Genomic DNA, 25,330 nt, shown 5'->3' with positions numbered 1-25,330 from the left:
CTAGATGTGCTTTTAACATAAACAGGTTAACTAAGCTAGATTACATTCTCTAGCTTAGTTTTTATTCATAAGTAACTTATTTATCAGACCAATACTGATGTTTTAGGAAGCGTTAGAAACAGAGCTGTTTGCAGCTGACACTGGTTTAGAAATAACAGCCTTTGGAACTATCTCATCAGTTTTAGGCTCGCTATTTTTAGGTATTGTATTACTGATTGATTGTTGAGGGGCTTGTGCTTGAACTACGTTTGCATCGTCTCTATTAAGCACAACAACAATAAAGGCTACAGCTAGGAAGCAGATAAACCAGATAGACTTTTTCATAAATCTAGAGTTTTTCTTTGCCTTACCTAGTAAATCTGAAAGGTCAGTTATTGTCTGTTTTGCTCTCTGTCTTATCTCTACTTTTTCATTTAAGACGTCATATCGTTTGAACTCAGCTGTAACCTGTTTCTCGATATGCTCGAATGTACTGTTGTGAACCTCTAGAGAGCGATGCACAATTACAGTTGTCATCAGCATGCCAATTGCAACTGCAATCCCATCTGCCATCTGATCAATTCTCATCACTGCGCCAATTACGATTAAAGCACCAGGGATAGTTAAGGTTTTATTTTGAGCACTAGATAAAATTTCATTTATCTTAGAGGTGTAAGTTAAGTCTTTCTCATTAATTTCATGAAGAACTTTGTTTATGCTAAAACGCCTAACAAAAAGATCGTGGTGTTCCTCATAACGTTTATGGAAATTCTCAATAGAGCCTAAGATTTTTTTGAATATTTCTGAATTAGAATGACAAGCAGAAATAATCTCATGAAATGCAGAACGCATCACAGATCTTCTTTCTGAATCTTGGCTATCACCGAGAGTAATTAACTTACGCAGCTTTTCAACCAAAGAAAGTTGCCCGTTTTCGGTCAGTATTTCCTTTAGTTCATTCCACTTTAGGGTAGGTTTAAAGTCGTATTTAGCTACACCATCGTCAGTTTCGATGATATAGAATAATTTTCGAGAACCTTTTGCACATCCGTCTTGAGGTGGCTCACATTGATCAGCTAAAGAAGCAAGTAATTGCCTGAGCGCACAAAATAGCTCTAGTGCACGCTTATTTTGCGTATCGTCAAATGAGGATTGATTCGTCTCTAAGACGTAAAAGTATGGTGGTAGCTTCGACGTATTTTCAACTATTGAGAATAGGTTATCCCAACTAATGTGAATCGGGCAGCTTCCTGACCAGTTCGCTGCATTAAGTGAGATATTTGCATTGTTTTGACGAATAGTTCTCACTTCATCAAATGAGTACCCAACGCTTTTTAATGTTTCTTCAACCATTTGACGAGCTGTAGCTTCTGAAGACAAAGAAACCTTCAGTTCTCCATCATTAATCGATGGCGAGCTTCCACTTAAAATATTGACAAATGACTGAAAACTATCGCTATTCATCTTCGGCATTAGCAGTTGCAAGCTTTATCAGCTCTTTTTTCTGCTCCTGATCAACAATTAAAAATGTTAGCCGACCATCTTCATACTCGACTACATGACCTGAACCCGCTGGTCCAATTTGCTTTTTCAAAATCTTAGCTGAAAAGCTCTTATCTCCGGCAATCAGCTCTATTGACTGCCCTGCCTTAACACTATTCAGAGTAGGCTCGATATGATGATTGATCTCATATCCGTTGTTGTTGATGAAAGACTCAAATGTTCCTTTCAATGGTGAATCATCAGGAAGTAAGCCATCAACAGCATTACACAAAGTCGATAAAGATATAGGTTTTCCGCTCTTCTGGGCTGCTTCAAGCAGTGTTTCAACTTTAGCGGTAGCATCCATATAGAAATCGTTAGAGAGCTGGTAGCTATCTTGGTAATCACTTACCGCATGGCGAAAACTCTTGATTGAATCGACGTTACCTACGTTTCTCTCATCACACCCAAATGCGGTTTTAAAAAATGCACCTGTTGATGTTCCCTTAATGAACTTTAGGTAAGTATCATCAGTCGGTACATTCGGATAGACTTGGTCAAATAACGTGAGGTCAAACAATGCAGCTTGTCTTAACGCGTCAAGGTTTAAGTGACTGCTGTCCTTTGGGACCAAGCTTTCCTCGTCGAAATCGAAACCATCTTTCTTGGTCACCCAGATGGCTAGTAATCGACCGATATCGGTGTCTTCATGGCCTTTATAGTGCATGAACACGATATTACCGCCTGCAACTTTGTGTACTCCGACTTCCTTCGCAGCAGCAACAAGGGAATCCATAAACGTTTTCACCAGCGCTGAGAATGTAATATTTTTGCCAATGTAAGTTTTCAGGAGGTTAGGAGCAGAACCCAGAGAGTTGTTCTCTGTAAAATAGCTATGAAACTTGTTCTTACCTTTAAACTTTCTCTCTACTTCAGATATGAGTTTGAAACTAACATCATCATTCTTAGGCCAAAGATGACCGATCTTAGCTTCAAGCTTGGAGCTACCAGCTTGCGTGATAAATTCCGCAGTCATAGCTGCTACAGCGACAAACTCTGGTCGCTCAACCTGTTCTAACTCAACACAACGAGGGCACTTTTCTAAAGTATCCTCATAGGAAAAATCACATTCAACACAACTCAGCACATTCATTCCTTAATCAAGTGTATGCTTGACTATCTAAAACTGTATATCATAATACTGTACATGAGTACAGTATGGATCGTTTTTCACTGTAATGAATAGTACAGGGTGTTGAAATTCCTGGTCAAACAGAACATGTGAGAATTGTTCTGTTTTGCATTGTAGAGTTGCAAAAGTAGGAAACAGACCGTTGCTTATCGTTGTCAGCCTTATTTTTCCTAATCTAAATTTACAAAGTCAGAGTGAAGCATCTAGCTCATTCTTTTCCATCAACGTGTCAACATATCAGATTGGTATGTTTTGACTGTGAAGCTAAGCTCTTACAATGCTAAACCTTTAAGGGGCATTAGCCGCTTTCTCTATTTGCATTTCATACAACTTAGCATTCCTTTATTTTAATATGCCCTTGTTCAATCAATAAAATGAACCGTTCAAAATCATGCTGATAGGCATAAACAGGGTGTGATGTAGATGAGCCAGCTAAAAACTCTTCGAAAGCCACTCTATAAGTGGTTGGTAGTTCATTTGGGTCAATGACTTTGAATGGAGCATTGGGTAAATTAAAAGGGTTTAGTGTTGAGTGTAACGTTGATTTATTTGTTGTCATAGAGTTCTCCTTTCCTTTTGTTAGGCTATTATGTTACGTAGCATGAATCAAAGCCATGCATCAATATTTAGGTGACTCTTTGTTGTTCTAAATGATAAACGGGACTCAACGCGACCTTAGGAGCTTGCTATGTGTAGTGGCAGAATAAACCAGAAAACTAGACTGCGCAGTTTAGGCGGTGGGCTCAACATTATTTCCGATTTTTCGCGGCAAGATATTGATGTTAGTTTTTGGCAGGAGTGTTGTGCTGAATTAAAAGTATATGCCGTTTTACGAACGAAAGGTGGGAGTGGTGAGCGTCATACTGTACGAGTTCTACAGAAAGAATTAATGAGGTGTGGAGAGCGTCCTCTCGTTGTAAGAATCTTTGGAACTCGCAAGGACGAATATGGGCCATACTTTGACTCATTGGCTCGACTAGAGAGTTCTGAGGAATTGACGGGTTCTATCATGTGGGGGTGGAGCGAGTGCCATAGCAACCATCAGTTGGCTCAGGCTCTCTTCAAATCATCATTTACGAGCGTAATTCTAACTCAAGGGGGGAGCTCTGGAGTAGGCTATAAAGATGTCATGAATGCTGCAGAATTGGCTCGCCATACATATCTAAGCGTCAATATTGACTGTGATTCGTCTGTAGAATCTCAAAAAAACATAGTAGAAGAGCTGAAAAACTCGATGCTAAATGTGGAATGTGTTTCCTCTGTATTATGGAAGGGAAATCGACGGGATGCGCCAAATTATGAGCTTATGAACCTGTCGAACGTAAGTGTCGAACACCCTTTGTCAACTCAATACTAAGCTCTCAACCTTTTCTCTGACTTCTTTCAAATCAGATAAGCGTCCTGAAGCGATGATACTAGTTGGGCTTCGCCCATTGAAGAAGGTGTTATTGTTTGTATGACTCATAAAGCCATATACATTGTCTTCATTGCTAAATATTGTCCTTAAAGTAGCATGGATATTTAAAATGTGGCTGATTCTGATTTCAAGATTATCCTCTTCAGTTGGTAGAATAACTTGTATCTGTTCATGGGTGGCTCCCCATTTTAACAACAATGTTTCGGCGGATTTTAGCCCGGTGGCTAGCCTTTGATTCATCAATACTTCTCCCTAATCCATGATCGTTATATTAAATCTTAACGCCTCTACGACAGATGCCTGAACCTAACCAAGCCTTAATGCGCAAAGCATAGGTAGTAGTATGTTTTGGCTTAACATTTGAGAGGGTAGATATCCAATATATGGTTTCATTATCAATCGAACAGCGACGTAGAATCGACACATTGTCGATCTTATGTCTATCAGATCAAGGTTAATGTAGCGACATAGAATCAACCAAATGTCGATTCTATGTCTATTGTCATGTGAATAATAGCGTCGTTTGGTATCTGGTCCGTGAGTGTTATGTCTAGTCTGTATCATGAGTTCGAGTCGTTTGGGGGAATAGTTAAACAGCAAGGAGCTCCGAGGGAGCTAACGTTAAAGCCTGTGATATTTTCCAGTTGTTCCAATATGTTTTTCTGCGACAATCATCTTGAAAAACACCGATAACTATTAACTATGCTTCAGTAGTTCACATTGTCACTTTCTATTCTACTAACTACCGGGGAATCCTCGGCAGTTGTTGCAAATTTTGCAACAACTGAGTTATGACAGTATTCCTTAACTCTAGCTGGATTGACTCGTTATTGCCCCTTTCCCACTCATGCAAAGCTCGTTCACATCCTGTTCATCGGTTTTTGCCTTACTAGAGGTAGTGGTATTGAATAGAGTTTTACGTAAAATCTCGCCGTAGTTTCTTCTCGAATAGGCAAGTAGTAATCACATAATACGCTGATATACCTTGAGTTACATACCAGATACTCGCAATATAGACGGAAAACTAAAACGGGAAGATTCTGTCTAACAAGCGTTAGTTCTCCGGAGGCAAGTTTACCGATGGGCCGAGTTGGCAAAAAAATAAAAATAAAAAGGCTTAAGCAAGCCCTGTTTGACATTAGAAAAAATCATATAAATGAAGGGGTTAGTTCTATGGGGAAAATCTATAAATATTTTAGTAATGACGTACTAGAATTGGTATTTGATAGAGAAGATTACTGCGGTATAAAATGCTCTTTACCGAAAGATTATAATGATCCATATGAACTATTTTTGGGCATGGATCTGAATACGCCACCAGATCAGTTAGCATTTTATCATGATATTGTATCCGAAATTCCACAGAACCCAACGACCTGTTTTTCGTATTCACCGATAGTTTCACCAATGTGGGCTCACTACGCGAATAATCATACAGGTTTTGTACTTGAGTTTGACGTGGATGGTTTACAGAAACATTTTGAAGGTAACCCGATTTGGGAGGTTTCGTATCGTAGCGCACCACATAAAAACTTAAAGAATATATTGGCGAGAGCGGTTACTACATTGAAACCTAGACACTCGTATGAACTGCAAGAATTTGTATTTGTTGAGTCTTACTTTAGTAAATATGATGAATGGGCGTATGAAAAGGAATGTCGATTTGTCGATATGATGAAAGTAACTGAAAAAGTCGCGGGTAACGACATTCTATATGTACCTCTAAAGTTTGTAACTGCGTTAATAGTTGGTCCTAAATTTGTTGGAGAAAAACTCGATATTTCTCAAGAGCTAGCAGCTAATGGCGATATGGATTGGTATGAGTTAGTAATAGGAAAGAGTCATCCTAAGCCATATGTCAAAAATGAGGCGGGAGATGTGTTTACTTTTAAAGACAATGAATTAGAACAATCACTGCAAAACTGTTCTAGTTGCTTTGAGCCCTTAGTCATCGCTAACGACCTTTGTCCTTGGTGTAGTATAAATGAGGTTGACGAAGAAGTTGCCGCTCAAAAGAATCCTTTCAGAATGCTAAACCAAATTGGGCAGCTAGATGCTTATATGGAAGCTATGGGAAAAATTGGCAGGTAGGGTAAGAAAATGAACAAAGCATTTAAGGAATGCCGCCCCTAAAACATTTGTGCCCACCGTTGAGTCAACTAGATCTTGGTGGCTAGCATCACTGATGCCCCAAAATTATGTTAGTGTCGAAGAAATTGAAAGTCTTGATGAGCTACTTTTTCAATACTTGAGCTAATGGTAGGTAAAAGAAAAGACTTTACCCTTTTTGTTCACTTGGAGCCCATCAGCCCACCATTGCAAACTGTCACTTAGTGTTTAGGCATCAGGATCTTTTAGAGTAATAAAGCTGTCTTTATGTTCGTGTTCTTCTTTGACTAAACGGCTCACGATGTTACGCAAATCTGAGAACGTCTTTGATTCAGTGAACTGAGTTATAGGTGATGTCCAGATACAGTTTTGTGTACGATCAAACAGCTCCTCAGTAGTCCGTCTAGGGAACCTAGCCAAGCTGGATTTGAAAAAGTTATTAATATATTCGTAGTGATGAGTATGGACAAAGTCTTTCCAAGTGTCGATCAGAGCATCTTCCGATTGGATATCTATGAACTCAAAGTCCTCCATGCTTCTTTCGTTGATACCACCCCAAGCATCTTTAAGTATATCAATGGCTTCAACGTCAGTTTTGGGAGCGCTATATCCAAAGATGGTCACTAAGTAGGCTTTACTTAAGTAGTTCTTTAGTGCTTTCCAGTTGTCCCTGGTAAAAGGGTCATCATTGTAGTTCTTTTTTGCTATTGGATATAAAAGCCTGCTTGGAGAGAACCACTCGCCGCACTCTGGGCATCTATTATCTAAACTACCACCACGAGGGTGTTTTAAGCAGTACCCAACTAATACATTGCCGTGTAAGAACGCTAAATCGGGTAAATCGTCAGTTATTCTGACAGCTCTTTGGTAAGCTTGGATTAGTAGAGGGTCCCAATTGAATGTCGCTACAAGATCTTTTTGTCTTAAAGAAAGAAGAATAAAGTCATAGATTGTAGGCTCATCGGGGATTTCAAACTCGCTGAAATAGTTACGAATTCGTCTATCCAGTTCATTTCTTACTTCTGCGTACTCATCTCTTTCAGCAATTTCAGAATAAATATCCTCCAAGTTATCGCTTGTGGTAGTTAAGTTTAAACCAGCGACTACTTCACTCATGCCTAGCTTATCCAAGAAGCCACCCATTACAGAAGTTTTCATTCCGTTTTTATCGCCATTTGGTATAGCTGCTACACTTGCGCCAGCACCAAGCAGTACGACATGAGGTCGGCTCTTATAAGCTCTTTCGTATTCAAAGTGCTTGTCCATAATATCTCCGAGGTGATTGTTCAAAAATCAAACTGCTAGATGTTTCTCAACTTACTAGTCAAGTTTGTTTCGAGGGTCTTGATGCCTTCTCCATTTTTTAGATAGAGTTGTACCCGATGACCGTGAAGATCTGACGGGATATGTTCCAGCGTTTGGCTGATAGGAATTACGATTTTGCCCAAAGTATGTGCAATACCGACTTCATACATCACGTTAGGGTTACGTCCAGAGAAATCAGCGATGACTATTTTTGAGCGGTAAATTAATGAGAATATGTCTTGAAGTATTGTTGCGTGTTCCCAAATATCATCAGCTCTTTGGCAACGGTAGCCTGCCTGATTACACGCTCTAATTATCCCTTGATGAACACCATCAAACCCAGCAAAAGGCATCATCACTGAGACTAAATTGCTCTCAACTTCTGAACTAGGTATTTGGAAAATACTGGGGGTGAATACAATAGACTTTGTTGACTGCGTTGGTGCTGTAGAAACTGAAACCATATCAGGGTTAGGGTGGTTTTTATCTAAGAAAGCAGTGACATCATTTAGCGAGTCTTGATGATACGTAAACATACTCTTGAGTACACTAGCCACGGCAGTTGGGTAGTCCGGATCATTGAAACCTAGTGCTCTCAACAAACGAGGATGATTCTCGATGATATGTTGGCAATCGGTCAAATCACCGATTGCAATCCAATCTGCTTGGTCAAATCCTTCAATTGCGACTATGCGCTTTCTTAGCTGGTAAATTTTCTGTTGCTGTTCCTGCATTGTAAACTCTTTAAGATTTGTCAGTATTAATACGGAAGATTATGTTCAGATACTTTCAGTGCTACTTGGGGGTTTGGTAACCCAGATAGAGGTTATTCTTTTTCCTCTAGCCCCCACAACTTAGCTAAGTCAACGTCATCACTTGCAGGTCGACTTTTTTTATCTTTTATATACTCAACCTGCATTACTATCGGTAAGTCAAAAGCTGTACCAGTGACAACACACGCCCCCTTTGAAAGGTTAGGTATCAAACTCTTTGACATACGATCTAAAGTGCTAATAGTGTTATCAATAAGGAACAAGTCCTTATCATTGACTAGCCTATGAATGAAGAAGTTATGAAGTTGGGACATTATCGTTGGCGATATATCTGCTGGCCTTTGGCTGGCAAGCGTTAAGAACATGCCAAATTTACGACCTTCTTTAATAATTTCCTCAAACATTTCAAGTCTATAATCTTTCCAAACCTCGTGTTCTCGGCTCGATTGTTGGGAAAGGATGTTATGAGCCTCATCAATTATGAAATGAAGAGTACTGCTTACTTTTTCCTCAACTTTCTCTCGGTGCTCTTGATAGAACATTTTCGCAAGAATCAAAGGAACGATTTTTTTGGTTGCTTGATTACAGCTTCTCAAGGAAACAACATTTAAAAGTTTGAACTCGTCTCTGACGTCGTCTTTGACATCAAAAATCTTTCTCAGGTCATTAACTGCACTTTCTACTCTCTTTAATAGAGGTTGAATGTGATCAAATTGAATGTTTCCGTACAGTAAATCCCTTAATAGCTGAACATTTATCCGTACAATTAGCTCATCAAAAGCGTCAAGTTTGTCTACATCTATTTCGTCTAAAATAGGTCTTAAGTTCTTGTCAAAGTCAGCTTGTGTGTCAAAGAAGTGCCAATTGCCAGAGGCTTTAGGATCTGCGAACTTGGCTTTATCTTGATGCTTATCAAACCAAATGAAATTCTTCAGTTTCTTTATAAGGGCATCATTCTGAAGATGTTTGGCGATAACTTTTAGGTGAATCAGAGACTCTTTATTTTGAGCTGGGTTAACAAGACATAAGTAGAATGTACCTATGACGAAATCTTTAACATCATCATTGTTCTTTAGTTGACTTTTTCGCTTTTCAATAACTCGATTGATGAATGGTGTTTGTGTGTTTGCAGTTGCTTGAAACAACAATGCCAAGATCTCGGTGTTCCAAATCTGATCGCTTGCTAAAGGCAGTTTTTGCCCCTCTCTTTTTCCTGTGCTCAGGTTGAAGGACTTCTTGTTTTCAGTTTTTTTTATAAGTTGGTCACCAGTGTACTCTCCGTTGAAATCTACGAGAAGAAACTGGCTTTTACCCACTAATTTATCTTCAAAATTACGAAATAATTCAGCATAAAGCCTCGTTAGTGTGTTTGATTTACCACTACCGGTGTTGCCAAAAATACCAATATGACTGTTGAAAATTTTATCCCAAGGAAGTGAAACTGGTAGCTCCTCCTTTAGCATCGAGCCAATTTTAAACCTCCCATCAGTTGTCTGACTAAAAACCTTGATTACTTGAGATTCATTAAGTAGATAAACTTCATCCTTTATCATCGGCATTAATTTTATACCCTCTTTGAACTGATTTTGTTCAAAATAGCCAATGGGCTTAGCTTCTACTTTTCGAATATACTGGGTCTTATTGTCATCTAGTTCGAATCTTTTTTCATCTAAGTACTCGCCCTCGACGATACAAACAATTAGGCAAAAGCCACGCTTAATCCCTATATACTCTCGTATCGATATCCCCTTGTATTTCTTTCCATCATAGAACATAGTTTCAAGACTAGACTCATCAAAGACTCGCAGCGTAATTTGTGTCCCACGAACAGCAATGACCTCACCAACATTAATACTCATTGCATTACACCCTTTAGTATTTCTGCGTTAAACACCTCAGTATTAAATGCGTTGAAGTCTAAAACTTTACCGTCCAGATGGATTAAGATTACGTTTTTATAACCACCAAAAAACTCCTGCATTATCTGATGCTCTTTTTCGTTAAAACAGCAGATAAACACTTGCAGCGAGTGGTTAGATAGTGAACGTTTGACTAGATTGCGAATATGCTCATCTGCGAATGAAAAAGCGAAGCTAATTAAAACGGAATTCTGTTCTTCCAGGGAGTAACTAAGCAGTCGCAGCATTTGGTAGTAGTGCTCTTCAAAGACTGTCTCGTGAAACTTCCACTTTGTTGGATTAACAATAGGTAACTTATTGTATGAATGCCAAAACGCATAACGGTCAGCTTCATTTAATTCAAAATGAACTTCCGTTAAATCTATCGTTTTCTTACCCTCATCGTTAATAATCTCACCAAACTGTTCCAAAGCTTCTTTAGCCGCATCTGGGATTACGATTGCCTGGTCGAGATTGTTATAATCGACTTTAATGGCGTCTTCTGATTTCTGCCAGTAGCCAGAGCCATGAAGATTGATAAAGTTAATTTGTGGTATATCAGACGTGTTCCTACCAAATACACCAGTTTGACAGAGATAATTGTTGAAATTTCGAGCGGAGAGAGTTCTATCGATAAAGCCGCTAGCTCCATCATTTATATGGAACTCTAAATGCCCCTTCCGGATTAACTCATCAGCGATCAGAGGAATGCAACCATCATAATTTGTAGTAAAGAGGTTACAACGCTTCTCAAAATGTTTCTTATGCTGTAGAAGACGAATAATAGATTCTATAAATGACTCATAATTTCGTAGCACATCCTTTTTAACTTCAAACTCCTCGCAAACCTCACAACTAGAACCCTCAGCGCATCGGTGTTCTTGAGCTGTGTGTAAATCACTAGTCTTGAACTGGCATATAGGTTTAATGATGTATTCGTAGTAGTACATGAACAATAAAGTATGATGATTCTTATATCGAGCATCTTTCTCCGCAAGCTTGTCTAGCTTGGTTGCTAGTGTCTCGATAGTTTCTTTTTTAGTTTCATCATCTGAATCTATTAGCGGTAACCAGAGAGTAGGGAACAAGCCACTAGAGGCGCCGGAACCAATAAGAAAATTGAGTTTACGTTGGTAGATTTCTGTTAAATGTATGCTTGTTGCCATTTAGGGTGATTCCTCTTGGCGAAATATAATGCACTGTAATCTGTGTCAGGCTGCGACGGAGAAAAACATAATGATGAAAAATAACGTTATCAAAACGTGACCATACTGGTTTGTTCGAGTTGGGTTGTGTGGAGTCAACAACGAATCTTCTGACAGGTTATTCCACTCTTTGATAACTGAGTTAATGTGCGTAGACAGCTCAATGTTCTGCAGTAGCCCCATCTTTTGTTTGAGTTGTAGCTCTTCGATATCCCGAGCTAAGTTGGCGTAGCGAGCTCCTGATGAACGATGCATTTCAGCCCTTTCTCCGAATCTAGCTTGGCTCACTATTCCTGAGATTACCGCTGCGATACACCCAATGAAAATGACAATGTGTTGTTTAGTAATACACCAAAACAAAACTTGTTCAGGGTTGTGAGTGAAAAATGAAAAAGCTGTAACAAATATAGTTGAATAGATCAGCACGTAGCCAAGGAGTTGCGACAAATCGAAGAGCTTCTCTGCTCTCTTATAATGACCATCACGAGCATCTTTACAACGTTGTAGCCACGACACCAATGCGCTCTCAACCGGAGGCGCTGTATTTTCACTTTGTTCTATCGCTTCTTCTTGCATCGTTTATAACTTGTTGAACTTAAAAGAGTACAGTTTACTAGATGTTCAGTTTTTTTGATATGCAATCAAGTCAAAATGCCATCTATTGTCTACTCCGTTCGACGAAGTGAACTTATTGCTAGGGATATTCTATGGCGGTATCAAGCGATGATGTAGATTGTGTGTTGATAAATCTGGTATTTGTAGTTGTGCTCTTCTCCAGCCAGACTGGACACTAAGCTAAGCGACTTTTCGTACCTGTAGTTATCCATGATTTCTATTCAGAGCCTTCATGGCGGGCACTTCTAGCTCAGAAATCCCCAAAAATGAGTTATGGCTCGAATTGTTGTTTCCGAAAGTTTACTAGTTTTGAGATACAAATAGTAATGGATGGCAAAGGCAAGACCTGGCCCTATCTAATGATGACTGCATTTTGCTGTTTGTGGTGTGTTGGAAATCCTTCAGGTTTTCTAATGGTCGAAACTTTGCAGTGTGGATGGGGTTTGTACCATTCTAGTATTCTACTAGAGGGAAACGGCAGATGCTGGGGATTCCAAAGCGAGGAAATAAAGAGCTAAGAGAACTCTTTGTTCATACTGCACGTGCAGTGATGTGGAGGTAAGAAACTGCTGAACGCTATTTCGGTTCATAGTTATTGGACTTGAAACGTCGAAAACCTTTTAATGTTGCTCTAGTTGCGTGGCAAATAAGCTAGCGAGAGTTGCATGGTCAATAATGACAAGTCACAAGCTCTTTGAAGTAAGAGTTTAATCTAGATTTACATATGATAATGAAAGATGATAAAACGGATAGATCACCAGATTGAAGACCTGATGGGCAGAACAGCAACTAAATTGCTTTCACGCTTTTGAGGACAATCTGGTGCTGTCCTCATCGTAGAGCTGGGGCTAACTAATTGGTGTCCAATTAGACTATGAATACATTAGCGCAAATCAACTCCGTTATTTGGATTTTTCACTTGCAAAAACGGGTGTACCATACATTCTGTCCAGGTTCGTTACAGTCGGCACTTTGCTAACTTCAAAGTGCCTTAAAGCTTTCGCATGTAACATTTCAGATAGCTGTTCTTTGACCAAATTTTACTAATCCTGCACTATGCGCATAGTAGCTATTAACAGACATAAAAAACAATAGCCTGACTCTAGACAAACCTTTAAAAAGGTCTAATTGAATGTTCAATTTTCTGGGAAGATTTGTGTAAAATGACAGACCAGCTTGAAGCCCTCCCTCCAGTTCCAGATGAAATAGTTAATGCCGCGCAAAATGGGAATTTAGTACTTTTTGTTGGAGCTGGCGCTTCCATGATGGTTGGAATGCCATCATGGGGAGGTCTTGCTTATGATGCCCTTCGTAGCTTAGTCGATAATGGATTTATTGATTATGCAGAGCTTGAACAGCTAAAGAAATTAGCCCCCAAGAAACAGCTTTCCATCGCTGATTTCATTAGCCAAGAAAATGGTCAAAAGTTAGATCTTAGATCTAACCTTAAAGCTCGATTTGAAAGCTCTATCTACCCCAATATTAATTCAATTAAGGCCACATGTGTCACTACGAATTATGACCACGAACTTAATCCTGATCCTCTTGAAGAACAGTCTGAAAAAGAGACAAAACAAAAGGTTAATCGAAAGTCTGGCGTAGCAAATTTAAATGCAGCAGATCTCAAAGAGCCAGGGACAGTTATTCATTTACATGGTGATATTGAAAAACCTGAAACTATGATAGTTACGACTCGTGATTATCTCGCTCATTATGACGAGAAGAATGTACAGCATTTCTTAGCAGAGTTGTTTGAAAATTATGTGGTGCTATTTATTGGCTATGGTCTTGAAGAGTCAGAAATTCTAGAACATATTTTGAGGCGTTCAGGTGTCAAAGAACTGGACAATAAACGACAACGTTTTTTGCTTCAACCATTCTTCAGAAGTGAACAACCTCTTTATGATAGGTTAAAGGTTTACCATCAAAGGTCATTTGGTGTTCACCTTATTGGTTATACGAGAGATGAAAAAGACTATCAACAGCTTGAACATGTAGTAGAGCATTGGTCTAGTAAGTTAAGTGTTCAGCCACCCGCTTTGGTTGATGATATTGCGTTGATGGATAGGATATTAAATGATTAGTGAGCTATCACAAGATGAACTAATGGTTCTGGAGCGAGTCATTGCAAAGCCTGAATTGCAGCCGCATTTTTTCTCTAAGGTAAAGAGCCTGAAATGGTTTAAGGCCTTTAGTGAAAAAGGGCTACTGGCCCCATCTCTAAACCCTAGTCCCGTAAATACCGAAGGAAATTACTGGAACACTCCTTCTTGGCCTATTACTCAATACTTAGTTTCCTCATCCCAGCATCTTTGCGATCAGGATAATGAGGATTATGCCAAGTTATATTTGCAGTTAATTGTAGATGTAACGACATATGCTTCTGAGCATAGTTTTAGCAACTATCGTACGTGGTGGCAGTTTGCAAAGATATTAAGAAATATTCCGTCAGATTTAATATCGATTTCGGAAGTAGAGATTATCTCTTACTGGTTTTCTGATCGATTTGATAGTCGACTAGTAAGTAAAGAAATTGGCGACTGGGTCGTTGACTTACTAGAAGTGCCAAATGCGCATAACAACGAACTTACGCTTAAGATTTTTTATTTTTTATTTGATATTTCTTCTACAGAAAGCAAAATCTCTTCAGAAAAAAGTGAGCCTAGACTTAATATGGATGGTTACACGGCCAACTCAATCGCTGAAAAATCAGCGAAAAAAGCGGGGGAACTTTTAGGGCTTGAAGTTGTTGAATTGTTTGAAAGTAAGTTTAAACAAGCTATTGATATTGAAGGAAACGACCAATGGTCTGTTATTTGGCGACGTGCTGTTGAAGAGCATGAACAAAACTCAAGTCGTAATGATGTTGAAGCAATTACGCTCAAACTTTTTCGAGATGCACTACTAGGTTACTGCAATGTAAGCCATGACGAAGCTGTAAACATTAAGCTTTGCAGTATGCTGGATAATAGATATCAAATAATTCAACGTGTTGCTATCTACATTGCAGGTGAATCTTTCATCAAACTATCAAGAGAATTAAGAGGAAAGCTCCTTAATGAAGGCTTTTTCAGTGATCACTATCGTCACGAACTTTGGCATTTCTTAAAGGGTAATTTCATTAACTTGACGGCTGATGAAAAAAAACAAGTTCACGATGTGATTTCCAAACTGGTTTATACAGATGAATCGGGTGGTATCGAATCGAAGCCAACGGCATATCGACAGTCTATTTGGTATTATTCTATTAAAGAACAAGACGAAGAAGCCAAAGTCTTATATGAAATATGCACAGAAATAACAGGTAAAGAACCTGATCACCCTGATTTTTCAAGTTACATGAGTGTTGGAACAGTTCAGCACGAGTCACCTATAGAGATTAATGAGCTATTAGTACTGCTGAAAACACCAGAGGAGCTGGTTAAGTCTCTTAATGATTACAAATCAAAAGGACACTTTCGTGAACCTGGAATCGAGGGGTTAGTAAAAAAATTCGGTGAATTAGTCACGCTAGAATGCGATACTATTTTAAGTCATTCTGAACACTTGATTCAATTGAAGCCTTATTACTTACATGAGCTATTTTCAGTATATTCAAGCCTCTGGGAAGCTAAAAAAACGTTAGATTGGGATTCTAGATGGAATGAAATTTTAGCATTTTCAAAAAAATTATTGGTAACAGATCACTTCTGGAATGATGACGGCAGTAACAACGAAGGCGCTTTCATCGGTAATGTTAATTGGGTTATTGGCACATTAAGCAGATTGATTGAATCGGGATGTAAGAGTGACTCCCATGCTTTCGGAATAGATAAATCTAGTCGTGCCAAATGTGTTCTTGAACTAATTTTAGAACGCCAACTAGGGGAAGAGTTTAATCTTGATTCAGATGCTGTATCTATTGCTATCAATAGTCCGCGGGGACGTTGTTTAGAGGCTTATGTCAACCTAGCGCTATATGAGTGTAGAAACTCAAACAAAGAAACGACTCAACATTCAGAAGTATGGGGCGCCTACGAACCTATTTTTGCTCGTGAATTAGATAAACCAGACTCAGTAAATGAGTATGAGTTTGCTGCGATTGTAGGAACCTATCTTCCTAACTTCATCTATTTATCAGAAGAGTGGACTCTTACAAATCTAGATAAGATATTTGACCAATCGAATTTGCAACGCTGGCTATGCGCGATACAGGGTTACAGTTATGTAAGTCACTTGAGGCCAGAAATTTATGCTCTATTTAGAAAGCATAATTATTTTGAACTGCTTCTAGACAGCAAATACCTTAAAGATGAAACCAAGAATCGATATATCGAATTTGTTTGTGTGGCTTGTATTCATGAATTAGAAAAGGTTGATGAACAAGACGGAGCGATTGCTCTCCTGATAAGACGAGCTAATCACTCTGAGTTGGAGACGATGGTTTGGTTTTTTTGGACACAAAGAGATAGTCAAGAAATAAAGATTAGAGAAATAGTGTTCTCCTTGTTCCCTTCATTAGTTGCACTGATAAATCCTAATACGAATAAAGGGAAACAATTTACATCAAGATTGTCATTGTGGTCTGAATTCATTGACGAAATTGATAAGCAATCAAAAAATTGGTTGATAAGCATCGCCCCTTATGCAGGGTATGATTACAACGCTGATACATTAGTTGAAAATTTAGCGCGTCTAAGCGACAAGCATCCGCAGGATACATACGAAATTTGGAAGGAGGCGCTTTCTCGTCCTTGTTCTATATATTCGGATGAAAGCGTTAAAAAACTGTTTGTTAATCTAATTAACATGGGCGCAGATGGTGAGCGTTACGCTAAAGATATTGCTGATGAATATTTAAGATTAGGCGACTCTAGGCAGGTTAGTTTATATCAAGAAGTAGTAAATGAAATTGAGGGTGAATAGTTATCAACTTAGTAGTCCAGCGGAATACTGAGGTCGGCCGCGAGGTTAGACGTTTTCCAATACCCTAGGAAATCCGTTAAGTGCTAATTTATCAAAGCCGTAAACTCAGTTTTGTCCAAAAGTTAGTTTAAAAGTGATCAAACTATATTTTACTCCGACAGTTAGATTGTTTCACCTTGAATATGCGAATAGCAATAGACCTTGATCTGCTAGTTTCTAGCCGTCGTAACGGGGCTCATAGTCACCGCCGTGCAAGATCCTTGCATCAAAAAGGCTTTTGCGTTGTGCTGAGGATTCAAAGTTTCAATGGACAGAGCGGAGTGATCTGTTCCTGCTCTATCCATGGTAGATTCTCCAGTGGGAATTTAGCCAGATCGTCGTAAAGTGCTGAAATAGAGGGATAGTCTCTTGCTGATTCAAGCGCCTGCATTAACTCGACCACGGGTTTCTCTTTAATTTCGTCATCAGCCAAAGTCTGTGTTTGCGCATCTACACCCATAAGGTGCGGTTGGATATCAGTATTAAGTCGCTTTGCCAAGAACGCAAGTATTCTATAGCCACCCGCATCTCGATCGCCCCAGTGATAAATCGGTACCGCACCGCGAAGTTCAGTGATGATGACCTCCATTGCACGCATCCAAGAGCGCGGCGGAAAGCCTGCGGTGTAAATAATCACGCCCGAATCATCTATCTCGCGTACATATCGTTCAAAGCTGGCTCGGTTTTCAATGAAAAGCACATACTCTGGCCTTTGGCTCCATTCAATATCTTTGACTTCATCTGGGGAAACTCCGATCCCATAGTGGAGTGCAGATAAATCGATGACACCCCGGCAATGTAACCGTCCGGTGGCTTTGAAACGCATTGGTATTGGGTATTTGCTGATCCCTAAATACTCTAGTAGCTTAGTTCCATCCTCAACCAGAGCCACCACGTCATCATCTAGATGTGGTAGCATCAGCTTTCGAATGAGGCTGGCAAAAGATTTATTCTCAAGCTTCTTGGAATCACCATACAGTCGCGCACTGAGGGTACGTATGTCAGGCATCGGCTCCATGCCAGGCGGCTGTACGATACGCTCCACAAGCTTCATTGCATCAAAGAGTCGGTCGGCTTGGTTACACTTCACACCATAAAACGCTTTATTATTCGACCATACTTGCGCAATATCTGACTTTGTATCACCCCACCAAGGCACATTGAATTGGGCATTTCTTAAATGCTGAAATGAAACTTGGATTTCATCAGAAAGCGGCGTGATCTTCTGACTCTCCATAAACCCTTGCCCATTGGTGATTTGGACATACTCAATATGCTTGAATGCCCCCAAAGCCACTTTACGTTGGTAATAGATCTTCAGGTGTGTCACAGACCCTAGCGTCTGATGCAGCGCCGTTTTGGTGCTATTGTTGAGTGCAAAGTACCAGTGATAAGCGTGTTCGGTGACATGTATCTTACACTCGTGCTTCACACCTTCAGGCTTATCTATCTTCTTAATTAGTTGGTTGATGAACTTCTCTACGTAAAGGCTCATATTATTCAACCACCTCGGCTTTCGCTTTTAACTCTGCCGCACGTTCAGTGACAAGCTCTGGATGGTAAATTGGGTTGCGTTGATCAATAAGCGCCTGTCCCTCCTCGAATATCTTTGTGTGGTCAATCACCACATCTCGGTCTTCACGACAGATGGTATAGATCTGATCCATTTCCTTACCAATTTTCAAGGTTACTTCAGGCGGGGCTGCAATCAACAGCTGCAGCCCAGTTTTTTTGAGGAAGGAAACCGCAGCACTCGCATTCCCACCATCCATGTTGTTGAATGCTTCATCAAGAAGCACTAAACACGCGCCCCTAGAAGAGTGGTCACGGATCTTGTAAACATTCATAAAGCTTGCTGCCAGAGCAATATATGCTGGTGTCTGTTGCTCACCGCCCGAACCAGTGTGTTGCATATCTGTCACCCGACGCTCCCCACCCATATCAGGGTTGCGCATCTTCATATCGTAGGTGAAGAAACTGCGATAGTCCCTAATCTCATTGATAAGGTCATCCCCACTGATCAGTGCCTCTTTCAACAAATCTATAGCGGGGTGATCAGAGGCGGTCTCAAACATAGTACCAACTAACTCCGTCTCTTCCTTGCTTGCGGTCGTAATGTACTCGTAGATGGTATTCAGGCTCTCTGTTTCAAGCGCTTTATAGTGGAAGCTGTAGATATTATCGTGGAAGGGGGTCTTCTTAAGTAAGTTATTAAGCTGATTAAAGGTATATTTCATCTGCTCAAAGCGACTTTGCAGTTCACCTACAATGATGCCTCGGAAGTTTTTCTCCATCTGTTCAGCCGCTTCTTGAGCCGCTTGACGGTGCTCCAAAAGTTGTACTGCGAGGATACGTTCAACCCAGTCCGCACAGTCGGTCTCAATGAAGTGATACGCTTCTGTATTCTCATTTTCGAGTCTTGCTGCCTTTAGTAACTCTTGACGGTTCGCAATATCTTCCGCAAAGTGTGTCGTGAATCTAACGACTTTCTCTCGTAGTTCTCCGCGTGCTCTGAGCTCTTTCTCTCGTGTAGACTGAGCGTTACCTTGAGCTTCGTTTCGAATTAGGGAGTAGAGCCCTTCTTTGCCCTCAAATTTCTGCTCATAGGTCTGCCAAAACTCATCTGATTTAGCCGCATCATGCTGGGGTAACTTTTCTGTTTCACTGCGGATCTGCTCGGCCTCGTCCCTCATTGTTGAGAGACGTTTGATCTCAACGCTCAATTTCTTCAAAATTTCGGAAGCATGTGTTTGATCACTTTCGGCTTGAGTGATCGCCTTACTACACTCTGCATAATCCTTCTCTGCTTGATCTTTTGCACCCTTGAGTCGTTCGTCCTCGGATGTCAGTGGTTTCAACTGCTCTTGTGCGATAGACAGTGCTTTTTCGTCGGCCACCAAGCCTACGTTTTGTTCCTGAACGGACACCGTACCTTCCACGATAGATGCCGATAATCCTGCCCATTGACGATTGAGCTGACTGAGCATTGTTGCCGGTGAACTAAAACTAGCCAAACGCTGCGCGAGTACATCCAGTTCGGCTTCCAAGCGCTCACGTTGCTGCGTTTTCGCATGCTTACCAATCAACAGACCTTTGATTCGAGCGGTTCCCCCCACAGTGCCACCGCCGGTCGTTAGGCCTGAGGCCATTAGAGCTTTACGTTCTTTTCTAAGTTCATCGCGCGTTGTTGCCATCTTTGTTCTATCCAGAACGATGTTCATAAAGCCACGTGCGATCGAATCGCTGGTATCAATCAGCGTTGAAACCATTCTCTTTGTTGGCTTTTTGCTGGCACGTAGAGCATGATCAGGGTTAATCATACGTGCGCGTTTGATTCGAGGCTCTCGCATCTGGGCTGTCTCATACACCTCAAGCGCGTGGTCAAAGTCATGCACACTCACGACCAACGCTTCTCGGTTAGAGCCTAGATATGACTCCACTGCTTCCTGCCAATCTCTATCGGTTATTTCACAAAGATCACAGACAGGTATGGACTGGATACCTTCACGTTTAAGAAGTTCTATGGCCATGCTTGTTGCCGGATTAATGTCCGACAGCCCTTGCTTTAGTCGATCAATACGTCCTTGTAAGGCCTCACCCTGAGTTCTGATATCTGCCAACGCTCGGCTCACATCCTTATCAGCGGCTTCTACGCGTTCGGTCATCTCGGTCAAAAGCATTTTTGTGCCTTTAACTTCCTCGGTTACCTTGAACGTGTTCACCGATTCCGATGTGGATAAACTGTCGACACCAGCGTGGCCGAGAGCGTGCGTACACGCGTTCCAATGCTTAGCCAGTAATTCAAAACTCTGGATGCCCAGCGTATCAGGAAATTGTTGACGGATGACTTCACCCACCGCCTTCTGCAATGAACGTATTGCTTTGTTGAGATTGGTCCGGGAATGCGAGACAGTCTGCTTTGCAGCTTCAACCGTTTTGCTTAGGCTCGCGGCATCAGAGTTTTTCCACGCGATCAGTGCATCATCACGACACTGCTTAAGTTTCGGTTGTCGCGGTGTCTCTCGACCAATAGTGCGTTGAGCTTTTTCTAGTTGCTCTTGTGCTGCATCTTGGGCATCTTGTTTGTGACCAAGCTCTTCATCGAGCCGAACAGCCTCAGCCTCCTGTGAAACCCATAGCGCATGATGAGCAGTGGTACGGTGCTTAGTTACTTTCTTTGCTTCTGCGATCAATGCCTCTCGCTCAACTTTGTGACTTTCGGCGCGAGCGATATCTTCTTCAATATGTTGGTGGACGATAAGGTCTTGACGCAGCTGCTCGGTTTCAATCGGGTCCGGTGGAAGGATAAAATCTCTGATAAAAAGATCGATCGGGCTGTCCATTTTTAATTGCAGCGCATTGGATAACGTCTTAACCAGTAAGTCAGGCTCGATCTTGGCACTACGCGTCTGATTGAGCGACATCACCTCAGAGATTTTCTCTCGTATCATCCTCGCACTGTCGATCATCTCATAGCTCACTGCACCGCGATGCTCTTTGGTGGTCAGCTTCATACGCTCGACAAACTCACGCCACGGCAGAAACGTGTCATCCCCTAACAAAAGATCGGCTTCAATAATATGACGGCCTTTGATGATATGGCCGCGGGTTTCTACGTTTGGCGATTGGTTATTGGCATAAACAGACAGCCCAAATGAATAAGGCCGTTGATGATCGTCGTACCAATTCAGAAATATGTAGGTGTTAGCATTCTCGCGCTGGCAGCTATTTGTATCATTTTCTTTAAAATCCCCCAGAGCATAACTTCGTGCAGATCGTCCAGAGGTTTTGCCATCAGAGGCTGAATTATAGCGGGTTCTGCGTTGGTCACCCCCCATTAATACAAACTGAATCGCATCAAAAATGGTGGTTTTCCCTGCCCCGTTTTCTCCCGATAACAGTGTAGCTGGCGCATTCAGGTCAATGGTCTCCAACTCGAATAAGTACCACTGAGCCAGGACAAGATTATGAAGGCTATGTGCCGAGTTAAGGTTATTTAGCTCTGTCATCAGACACCTCCGCATTCTCTGTACTATCGGCTTCTTCATATACAGCCTCATCAGACACAGGTTCGGGTGTGTCGCTATCTATGAAGCGATTGAGAGTCTCTAAGTATGCTGGGTTAACCACACGGGTTATATTGGGGAGAACAATTATCTCGTGAAGTTTGGTATCAGGGTCTCTGCTTCCGAGCTCAATAATTCCCTTTCTCCTCAAGTTATCCAGTGCTGTACTGGTTTCTGTTATGAGAAGCCTCTCCCCTTTTACCTGTTCGTACTGGTTTAGAAGCTCTGCCGTTGGCGGTTTAACTCGCCCAAGTTCTGTGCGCCCCATTGAAGCTTCAGCATCATACATTTTTCGTAGAATAAGCAGAAATAGTGTAGAGGTTATATCTAACCGCTTACCGGAACCTCGTGGTAAAATCCCCGCATAGCCGAAGTTGCGATCGTAGTACCACATCATATTCAACCCATCAAAAAGCTTGTGAAAGTAGGTCTGATTATCCTCACACAACTTGAAGTGCTCTTTTTGGCCGCGTTTACCCTTCCATACCCACTGCTTCTTCAGTAAATACGCTGCCGTATTGCGAAGGCTATCAGCATAATCGGCAGATGTTTTCGACTCGATCTCTTTGAGCTCTCTGAGCATAATTTCACTGGCCATGTGAGTTTTTCTCCGTGATGGTGTTTCGGCGGATTGTCAAGCGACGTCCCGCCATCTGTTCTAGGTCAGTCCACTCTCTTTCATCAAACTCAACGCTGTACTTTGACAGCAGGGGATAAAGTGGATGTGTTTTGGGTACGCCTTGTGCCAAAAGGCGTAAATGAAGTGCTGCCATCATGTCATCGGCAGTATTAATCTTAAGGTCATTCGTGGTGATATCCACTCGACCTCCAAGATTCGTTTCAATGAAGTGTTCAACACGCTCCGGTTTACATTTCTGGAAGCTGATGTGTTCTTGCTTCAGCTGGTTGTATGCTCTTTTTTCCCACAGTGGTTTTTGTTGCCTACGTGCCGTCTGCACAGGTGGTACCGGCTTTGATTTCGGTTGAGCCAATCGGCAATCAGCGAGAAGTTCTTCTCCTATAGAAGGACTAGGCAAGGCGTCTAAGGAAGCTTGACTCCCAATGCGATCAAGCAAAGTTTGAATTTGTTGCCCCATATTGCTAGGAGTATGGACGGTATACTTGATCTTTTCGTGTACCCGCCTGGTGATACGGCGTGCGTACTCCTGCGTCTTATTAAACAGTGGACCAATTCCGTCAAATGCTTTGCTTAAGCGATCTAAGTCTGCTTCCACAAGCTGAACTGAGGGATTCGAAATATCATCTCGTTTATAGGCTCTCGCACACTCCTCAAGGCGATCTGGACTGAAACGTAGATCACTAACCAGTTTACGGATCTTACTGGCATGAAGGTTAGGGTTTCCTTTTAGAGCAAGCTTCTCAATATTGGGCAAAAAGAGTTCGCCCAAGTATTCTTCGAAGTAAAATGTGAAATTGTTACTACCCTGGGTCGTACCTCCGCAAAGCACATGGTGGATTTCGCGGATGTTGCCCACGAGTGCTCTGAGTCGATTTAAGAAACTTTCCATGTCATCAGCCGCTTTGCGCACCAACGACCCATTAATAGGGTCTTTAACTACTTCTGCGAGGTTTGATCGTACAGCCAAACACACCACTCCTAACGATGGGTGCTCTGCACTCATACTGCCGAGAAAGTGCAAAAGTCTTCGCGCATCTTGTGACATCCAGACAACGTATCGATATCCACTCTCTCGCTCTTCCCGGATCCACCCCGTATCACGCAGGCGGTTGTATACGTACTGTTCAGGAGATGAGTTTCCAGGTATCGCTTCACCTGACTCAATTTCAAGGCGCAGATTCTTATTCGCGATATAGTCCCGTAGAAAAACTCGCACTTGTTGAGGGGCGGGTTCATCCACCAATTGTGCTGGGTCCAAAAATATATCGAGCTCAACTAATAACGCGAGCATCGATCGCCCACTCTCGCCCGAGATTGGTTTAAAGAGGTTGGTATTGACTGTGGCAAAGCTCATCGAATCATCCTGTGAACCTTTGTTACGTCCTGAGTCTACCTAAAAAACACCATGTAAACCCTTGTGCATATATACTTTATACACCCCTTTATTAAATATATATAGTAGATATTTATACAGTGCTGGATTACACTTTTAAACGTATGAGCAACTAAGCATGAGTAGAAGGGCCGCTATATGCAGTATTCACAGTACATCAAACCCGCGATCGCATCGGGCACGCAGGCGATTCCAGTTATGGAGTTCGCCAGCAAGCGGCTTGAAGTTGGGGCATACTCACATCCTCAATGGTTACGCTTGTGTTACATCGAGCGACAACTGCTCTGGGAGCGACGCTTAACAACGACCATGCTGATGGAGACTTTTGGGATCTCACGTCCTCAGGCTCAGAAAGATGTAAAGCTTTATCAGCAGTTAGCACCAAAGGCAATCAAGCCCTATCAGTTGGGTATTCCCTACCATCAACCCACGGAAGGTTTTGAGCCAGTACTGTTGTCCGAAGATAATTTGCAATGGCAGGCTATTGAAGAGTATGCGCCGCCCTTAGCTTCACACACCACAGAATTACCCATGCTGATACGCCATCATAATCTACGCGTTCTCGCTCGATTACTCTCGGCAATTGAACACCAGCGTACTATCGAAGCGGTGGTTGCAACGATGAGCTCACCCAAAGGGCGTGGTCGACGATTAACTCCGTCTTCGATCGCGTTTGTTAATAATCGTTACCATGTACGCGCTTTTTGTTGGGATAACATGGCGTATCGTGATTTCCTTATTGGGCGTTTCAAAAGTACCCCAAAGGTGGTTAAACCCTCTATGAATGAGACTGGTTGGGGCGATAATGCGCCTGCTTTTGAGCGTTGTAGAGGTATCCCACCAGAACATGATACTGACTGGGAACAGATGATCGAACTTGAGTTAAGACCTAATCCACATCTTAGCCAAGATCAGCAGACATTAATCATAACTGATTATGAGTTGGAGCAAGGGGGAGCCTTAAAGCGGATAGCACTTCGTAAGCCGCTAATTGGTTATTTCTTAGTTGATAATCGGATTCCTGCTAGTGAAGTTGAATACAACCTCGCAGTTGAGGAGAACCCTAAAGCTTGGCCTGTATTTGCCTTTATGACCGATTTAAATAGGCCAGCCCACGAGTTTGGGTTTGAGCCCGACTAATCCTTTGTGGAAAAATACCCTGTAGGAGAAAGTAAATTTCTCAGAAACGAGGTTAGACGTTAACTCAACTGATCAAGACTTTTCAGATTCTTTAAGTACATTTTAATATGCTGGAAACTCTATATCTACCATTATATCCAACCACATAGTGTTAGATAGGTGGAGTGTGGCT

At 41.5% G+C, this 25,330-nt stretch carries 18 protein-coding genes and 1 pseudogene; 6 read left to right on the top strand and 13 right to left on the bottom strand.

Annotated features, from left to right (window positions below; genetic code table 11):
• Positions 1 to 102: 102 nt before the first annotated feature.
• The 3 genes from OH460_RS00675 to OH460_RS00665 all read right to left on the bottom strand — a co-directional run bounded on the left by OH460_RS00675 (position 103) and on the right by OH460_RS00665 (position 3,212).
• Positions 103 to 1,452 (bottom strand): hypothetical protein, encoded by a 1,350-nt coding sequence (locus OH460_RS00675; RefSeq protein ID WP_269994088.1) that lies wholly within the window; start codon positions 1,450 to 1,452, stop codon positions 103 to 105.
• Complete coding sequence (locus tag OH460_RS00670; RefSeq protein WP_269994086.1) at positions 1,436 to 2,608, bottom strand: nucleoid-associated protein; 1,173 nt, start codon at positions 2,606 to 2,608, stop codon at positions 1,436 to 1,438. Before OH460_RS00670 ends, OH460_RS00675 begins: the two co-directional genes overlap by 17 nt.
• Before the next feature lie 376 nt (positions 2,609 to 2,984).
• Positions 2,985 to 3,212 (bottom strand): hypothetical protein, encoded by a 228-nt coding sequence (locus OH460_RS00665; protein WP_269994084.1) that lies wholly within the window; start codon positions 3,210 to 3,212, stop codon positions 2,985 to 2,987.
• A gap of 129 nt (positions 3,213 to 3,341) precedes the next feature.
• On the opposite strand from OH460_RS00665, the gene OH460_RS00660 reads away from it, so the two are divergent.
• Positions 3,342 to 4,010: a hypothetical protein gene (locus OH460_RS00660; RefSeq protein WP_269994082.1), complete on the top strand. Its 669-nt coding sequence runs from the start codon at positions 3,342 to 3,344 to the stop codon at positions 4,008 to 4,010.
• On the opposite strand, the gene OH460_RS00655 is transcribed toward OH460_RS00660, so the two are convergent.
• Positions 3,996 to 4,310, bottom strand: a complete 315-nt coding sequence (locus OH460_RS00655; RefSeq protein ID WP_269994080.1) for a hypothetical protein — start codon at positions 4,308 to 4,310, stop codon at positions 3,996 to 3,998. The two genes, OH460_RS00660 and OH460_RS00655, sit on opposite strands and share 15 nt — an antisense overlap.
• An 840-nt stretch (positions 4,311 to 5,150) precedes the next feature.
• Between OH460_RS00655 and OH460_RS00650 the strand changes: the two genes are divergently transcribed.
• Positions 5,151 to 6,161: a DUF2971 domain-containing protein gene (locus tag OH460_RS00650; protein WP_269994078.1), complete on the top strand. Its 1,011-nt coding sequence runs from the start codon at positions 5,151 to 5,153 to the stop codon at positions 6,159 to 6,161.
• Positions 6,162 to 6,407: 246 nt separating this feature from the next.
• Here OH460_RS00650 and OH460_RS00645 read toward each other — a convergent pair whose 3' ends face one another.
• The 5 genes from OH460_RS00645 to OH460_RS00625 form a co-directional block, all read right to left on the bottom strand.
• Positions 6,408 to 7,445, bottom strand: a complete 1,038-nt coding sequence (locus OH460_RS00645; RefSeq protein ID WP_269994076.1) for a hypothetical protein — start codon at positions 7,443 to 7,445, stop codon at positions 6,408 to 6,410.
• Between the two features lie 35 nt (positions 7,446 to 7,480).
• Positions 7,481 to 8,218 (bottom strand): hypothetical protein, encoded by a 738-nt coding sequence (locus OH460_RS00640; RefSeq protein ID WP_269994074.1) that lies wholly within the window; start codon positions 8,216 to 8,218, stop codon positions 7,481 to 7,483.
• Between the two features lie 92 nt (positions 8,219 to 8,310).
• Positions 8,311 to 10,116 carry an ATP-binding protein gene (locus OH460_RS00635; protein WP_269994072.1) on the bottom strand — a complete coding sequence of 602 codons (1,806 nt, stop codon included), beginning with the start codon at positions 10,114 to 10,116 and terminating at the stop codon, positions 8,311 to 8,313.
• Complete coding sequence (locus tag OH460_RS00630; RefSeq protein ID WP_269994070.1) at positions 10,113 to 11,321, bottom strand: hypothetical protein; 1,209 nt, start codon at positions 11,319 to 11,321, stop codon at positions 10,113 to 10,115. The genes OH460_RS00635 and OH460_RS00630 overlap by 4 nt, the downstream gene beginning before the upstream one ends.
• A gap of 45 nt (positions 11,322 to 11,366) precedes the next feature.
• Positions 11,367 to 11,936 carry an SLATT domain-containing protein gene (locus tag OH460_RS00625; protein WP_269994068.1) on the bottom strand — a complete coding sequence of 190 codons (570 nt, stop codon included), beginning with the start codon at positions 11,934 to 11,936 and terminating at the stop codon, positions 11,367 to 11,369.
• A 401-nt stretch (positions 11,937 to 12,337) separates the two neighbouring features.
• On the opposite strand from OH460_RS00625, the pseudogene OH460_RS00620 reads away from it, so the two are divergent.
• The 3 genes and pseudogenes from OH460_RS00620 to OH460_RS00610 form a co-directional block, all read left to right on the top strand.
• Positions 12,338 to 12,686: pseudogene (locus OH460_RS00620) on the top strand (transposase); the annotation flags it as partial.
• Positions 12,687 to 13,138: 452 nt separating this feature from the next.
• Positions 13,139 to 14,059, top strand: coding sequence for an SIR2 family protein (locus OH460_RS00615; protein WP_269994066.1), 921 nt, complete (start codon positions 13,139 to 13,141; stop codon positions 14,057 to 14,059).
• Positions 14,052 to 16,880, top strand: coding sequence for a hypothetical protein (locus OH460_RS00610; protein ID WP_269994064.1), 2,829 nt, complete (start codon positions 14,052 to 14,054; stop codon positions 16,878 to 16,880). Before OH460_RS00615 ends, OH460_RS00610 begins: the two co-directional genes overlap by 8 nt.
• Before the next feature lie 295 nt (positions 16,881 to 17,175).
• Here OH460_RS00610 and OH460_RS00605 read toward each other — a convergent pair whose 3' ends face one another.
• Genes OH460_RS00605 through OH460_RS00590 form a run of 4 tightly spaced genes read right to left on the bottom strand, consistent with a single transcriptional unit; the run spans position 17,176 to position 23,979 of the window.
• The gene (locus OH460_RS00605) at positions 17,176 to 18,414 is read right to left on the bottom strand and encodes a Wadjet anti-phage system protein JetD domain-containing protein (protein ID WP_269994061.1); all 1,239 of its coding nucleotides are present in this window, start codon (positions 18,412 to 18,414) and stop codon (positions 17,176 to 17,178) included.
• Position 18,415: 1 nt separating this feature from the next.
• Positions 18,416 to 21,928 (bottom strand): SbcC/MukB-like Walker B domain-containing protein, encoded by a 3,513-nt coding sequence (locus OH460_RS00600; protein WP_269994059.1) that lies wholly within the window; start codon positions 21,926 to 21,928, stop codon positions 18,416 to 18,418.
• The gene (locus tag OH460_RS00595) at positions 21,912 to 22,583 is read right to left on the bottom strand and encodes a DUF4194 domain-containing protein (protein ID WP_269994057.1); all 672 of its coding nucleotides are present in this window, start codon (positions 22,581 to 22,583) and stop codon (positions 21,912 to 21,914) included. The genes OH460_RS00600 and OH460_RS00595 overlap by 17 nt, the downstream gene beginning before the upstream one ends.
• A complete protein-coding gene (locus tag OH460_RS00590) occupies positions 22,573 to 23,979 on the bottom strand; it encodes a Wadjet anti-phage system protein JetA family protein (RefSeq protein WP_269994056.1) in 1,407 nt (468 codons plus the stop codon). Before OH460_RS00590 ends, OH460_RS00595 begins: the two co-directional genes overlap by 11 nt.
• A 177-nt stretch (positions 23,980 to 24,156) precedes the next feature.
• Between OH460_RS00590 and OH460_RS00585 the strand changes: the two genes are divergently transcribed.
• The gene (locus OH460_RS00585) at positions 24,157 to 25,158 is read left to right on the top strand and encodes a WYL domain-containing protein (protein ID WP_269994054.1); all 1,002 of its coding nucleotides are present in this window, start codon (positions 24,157 to 24,159) and stop codon (positions 25,156 to 25,158) included.
• Positions 25,159 to 25,330: the final 172 nt, after the last annotated feature.

Source organism: Vibrio sp. Makdt (assembly GCF_027587015.1).
Taxonomy (GTDB): Bacteria; Pseudomonadota; Gammaproteobacteria; order Enterobacterales; family Vibrionaceae; genus Vibrio; species Vibrio chagasii_B.
This window is presented reverse-complemented; position numbering and strand designations above follow the sequence as displayed.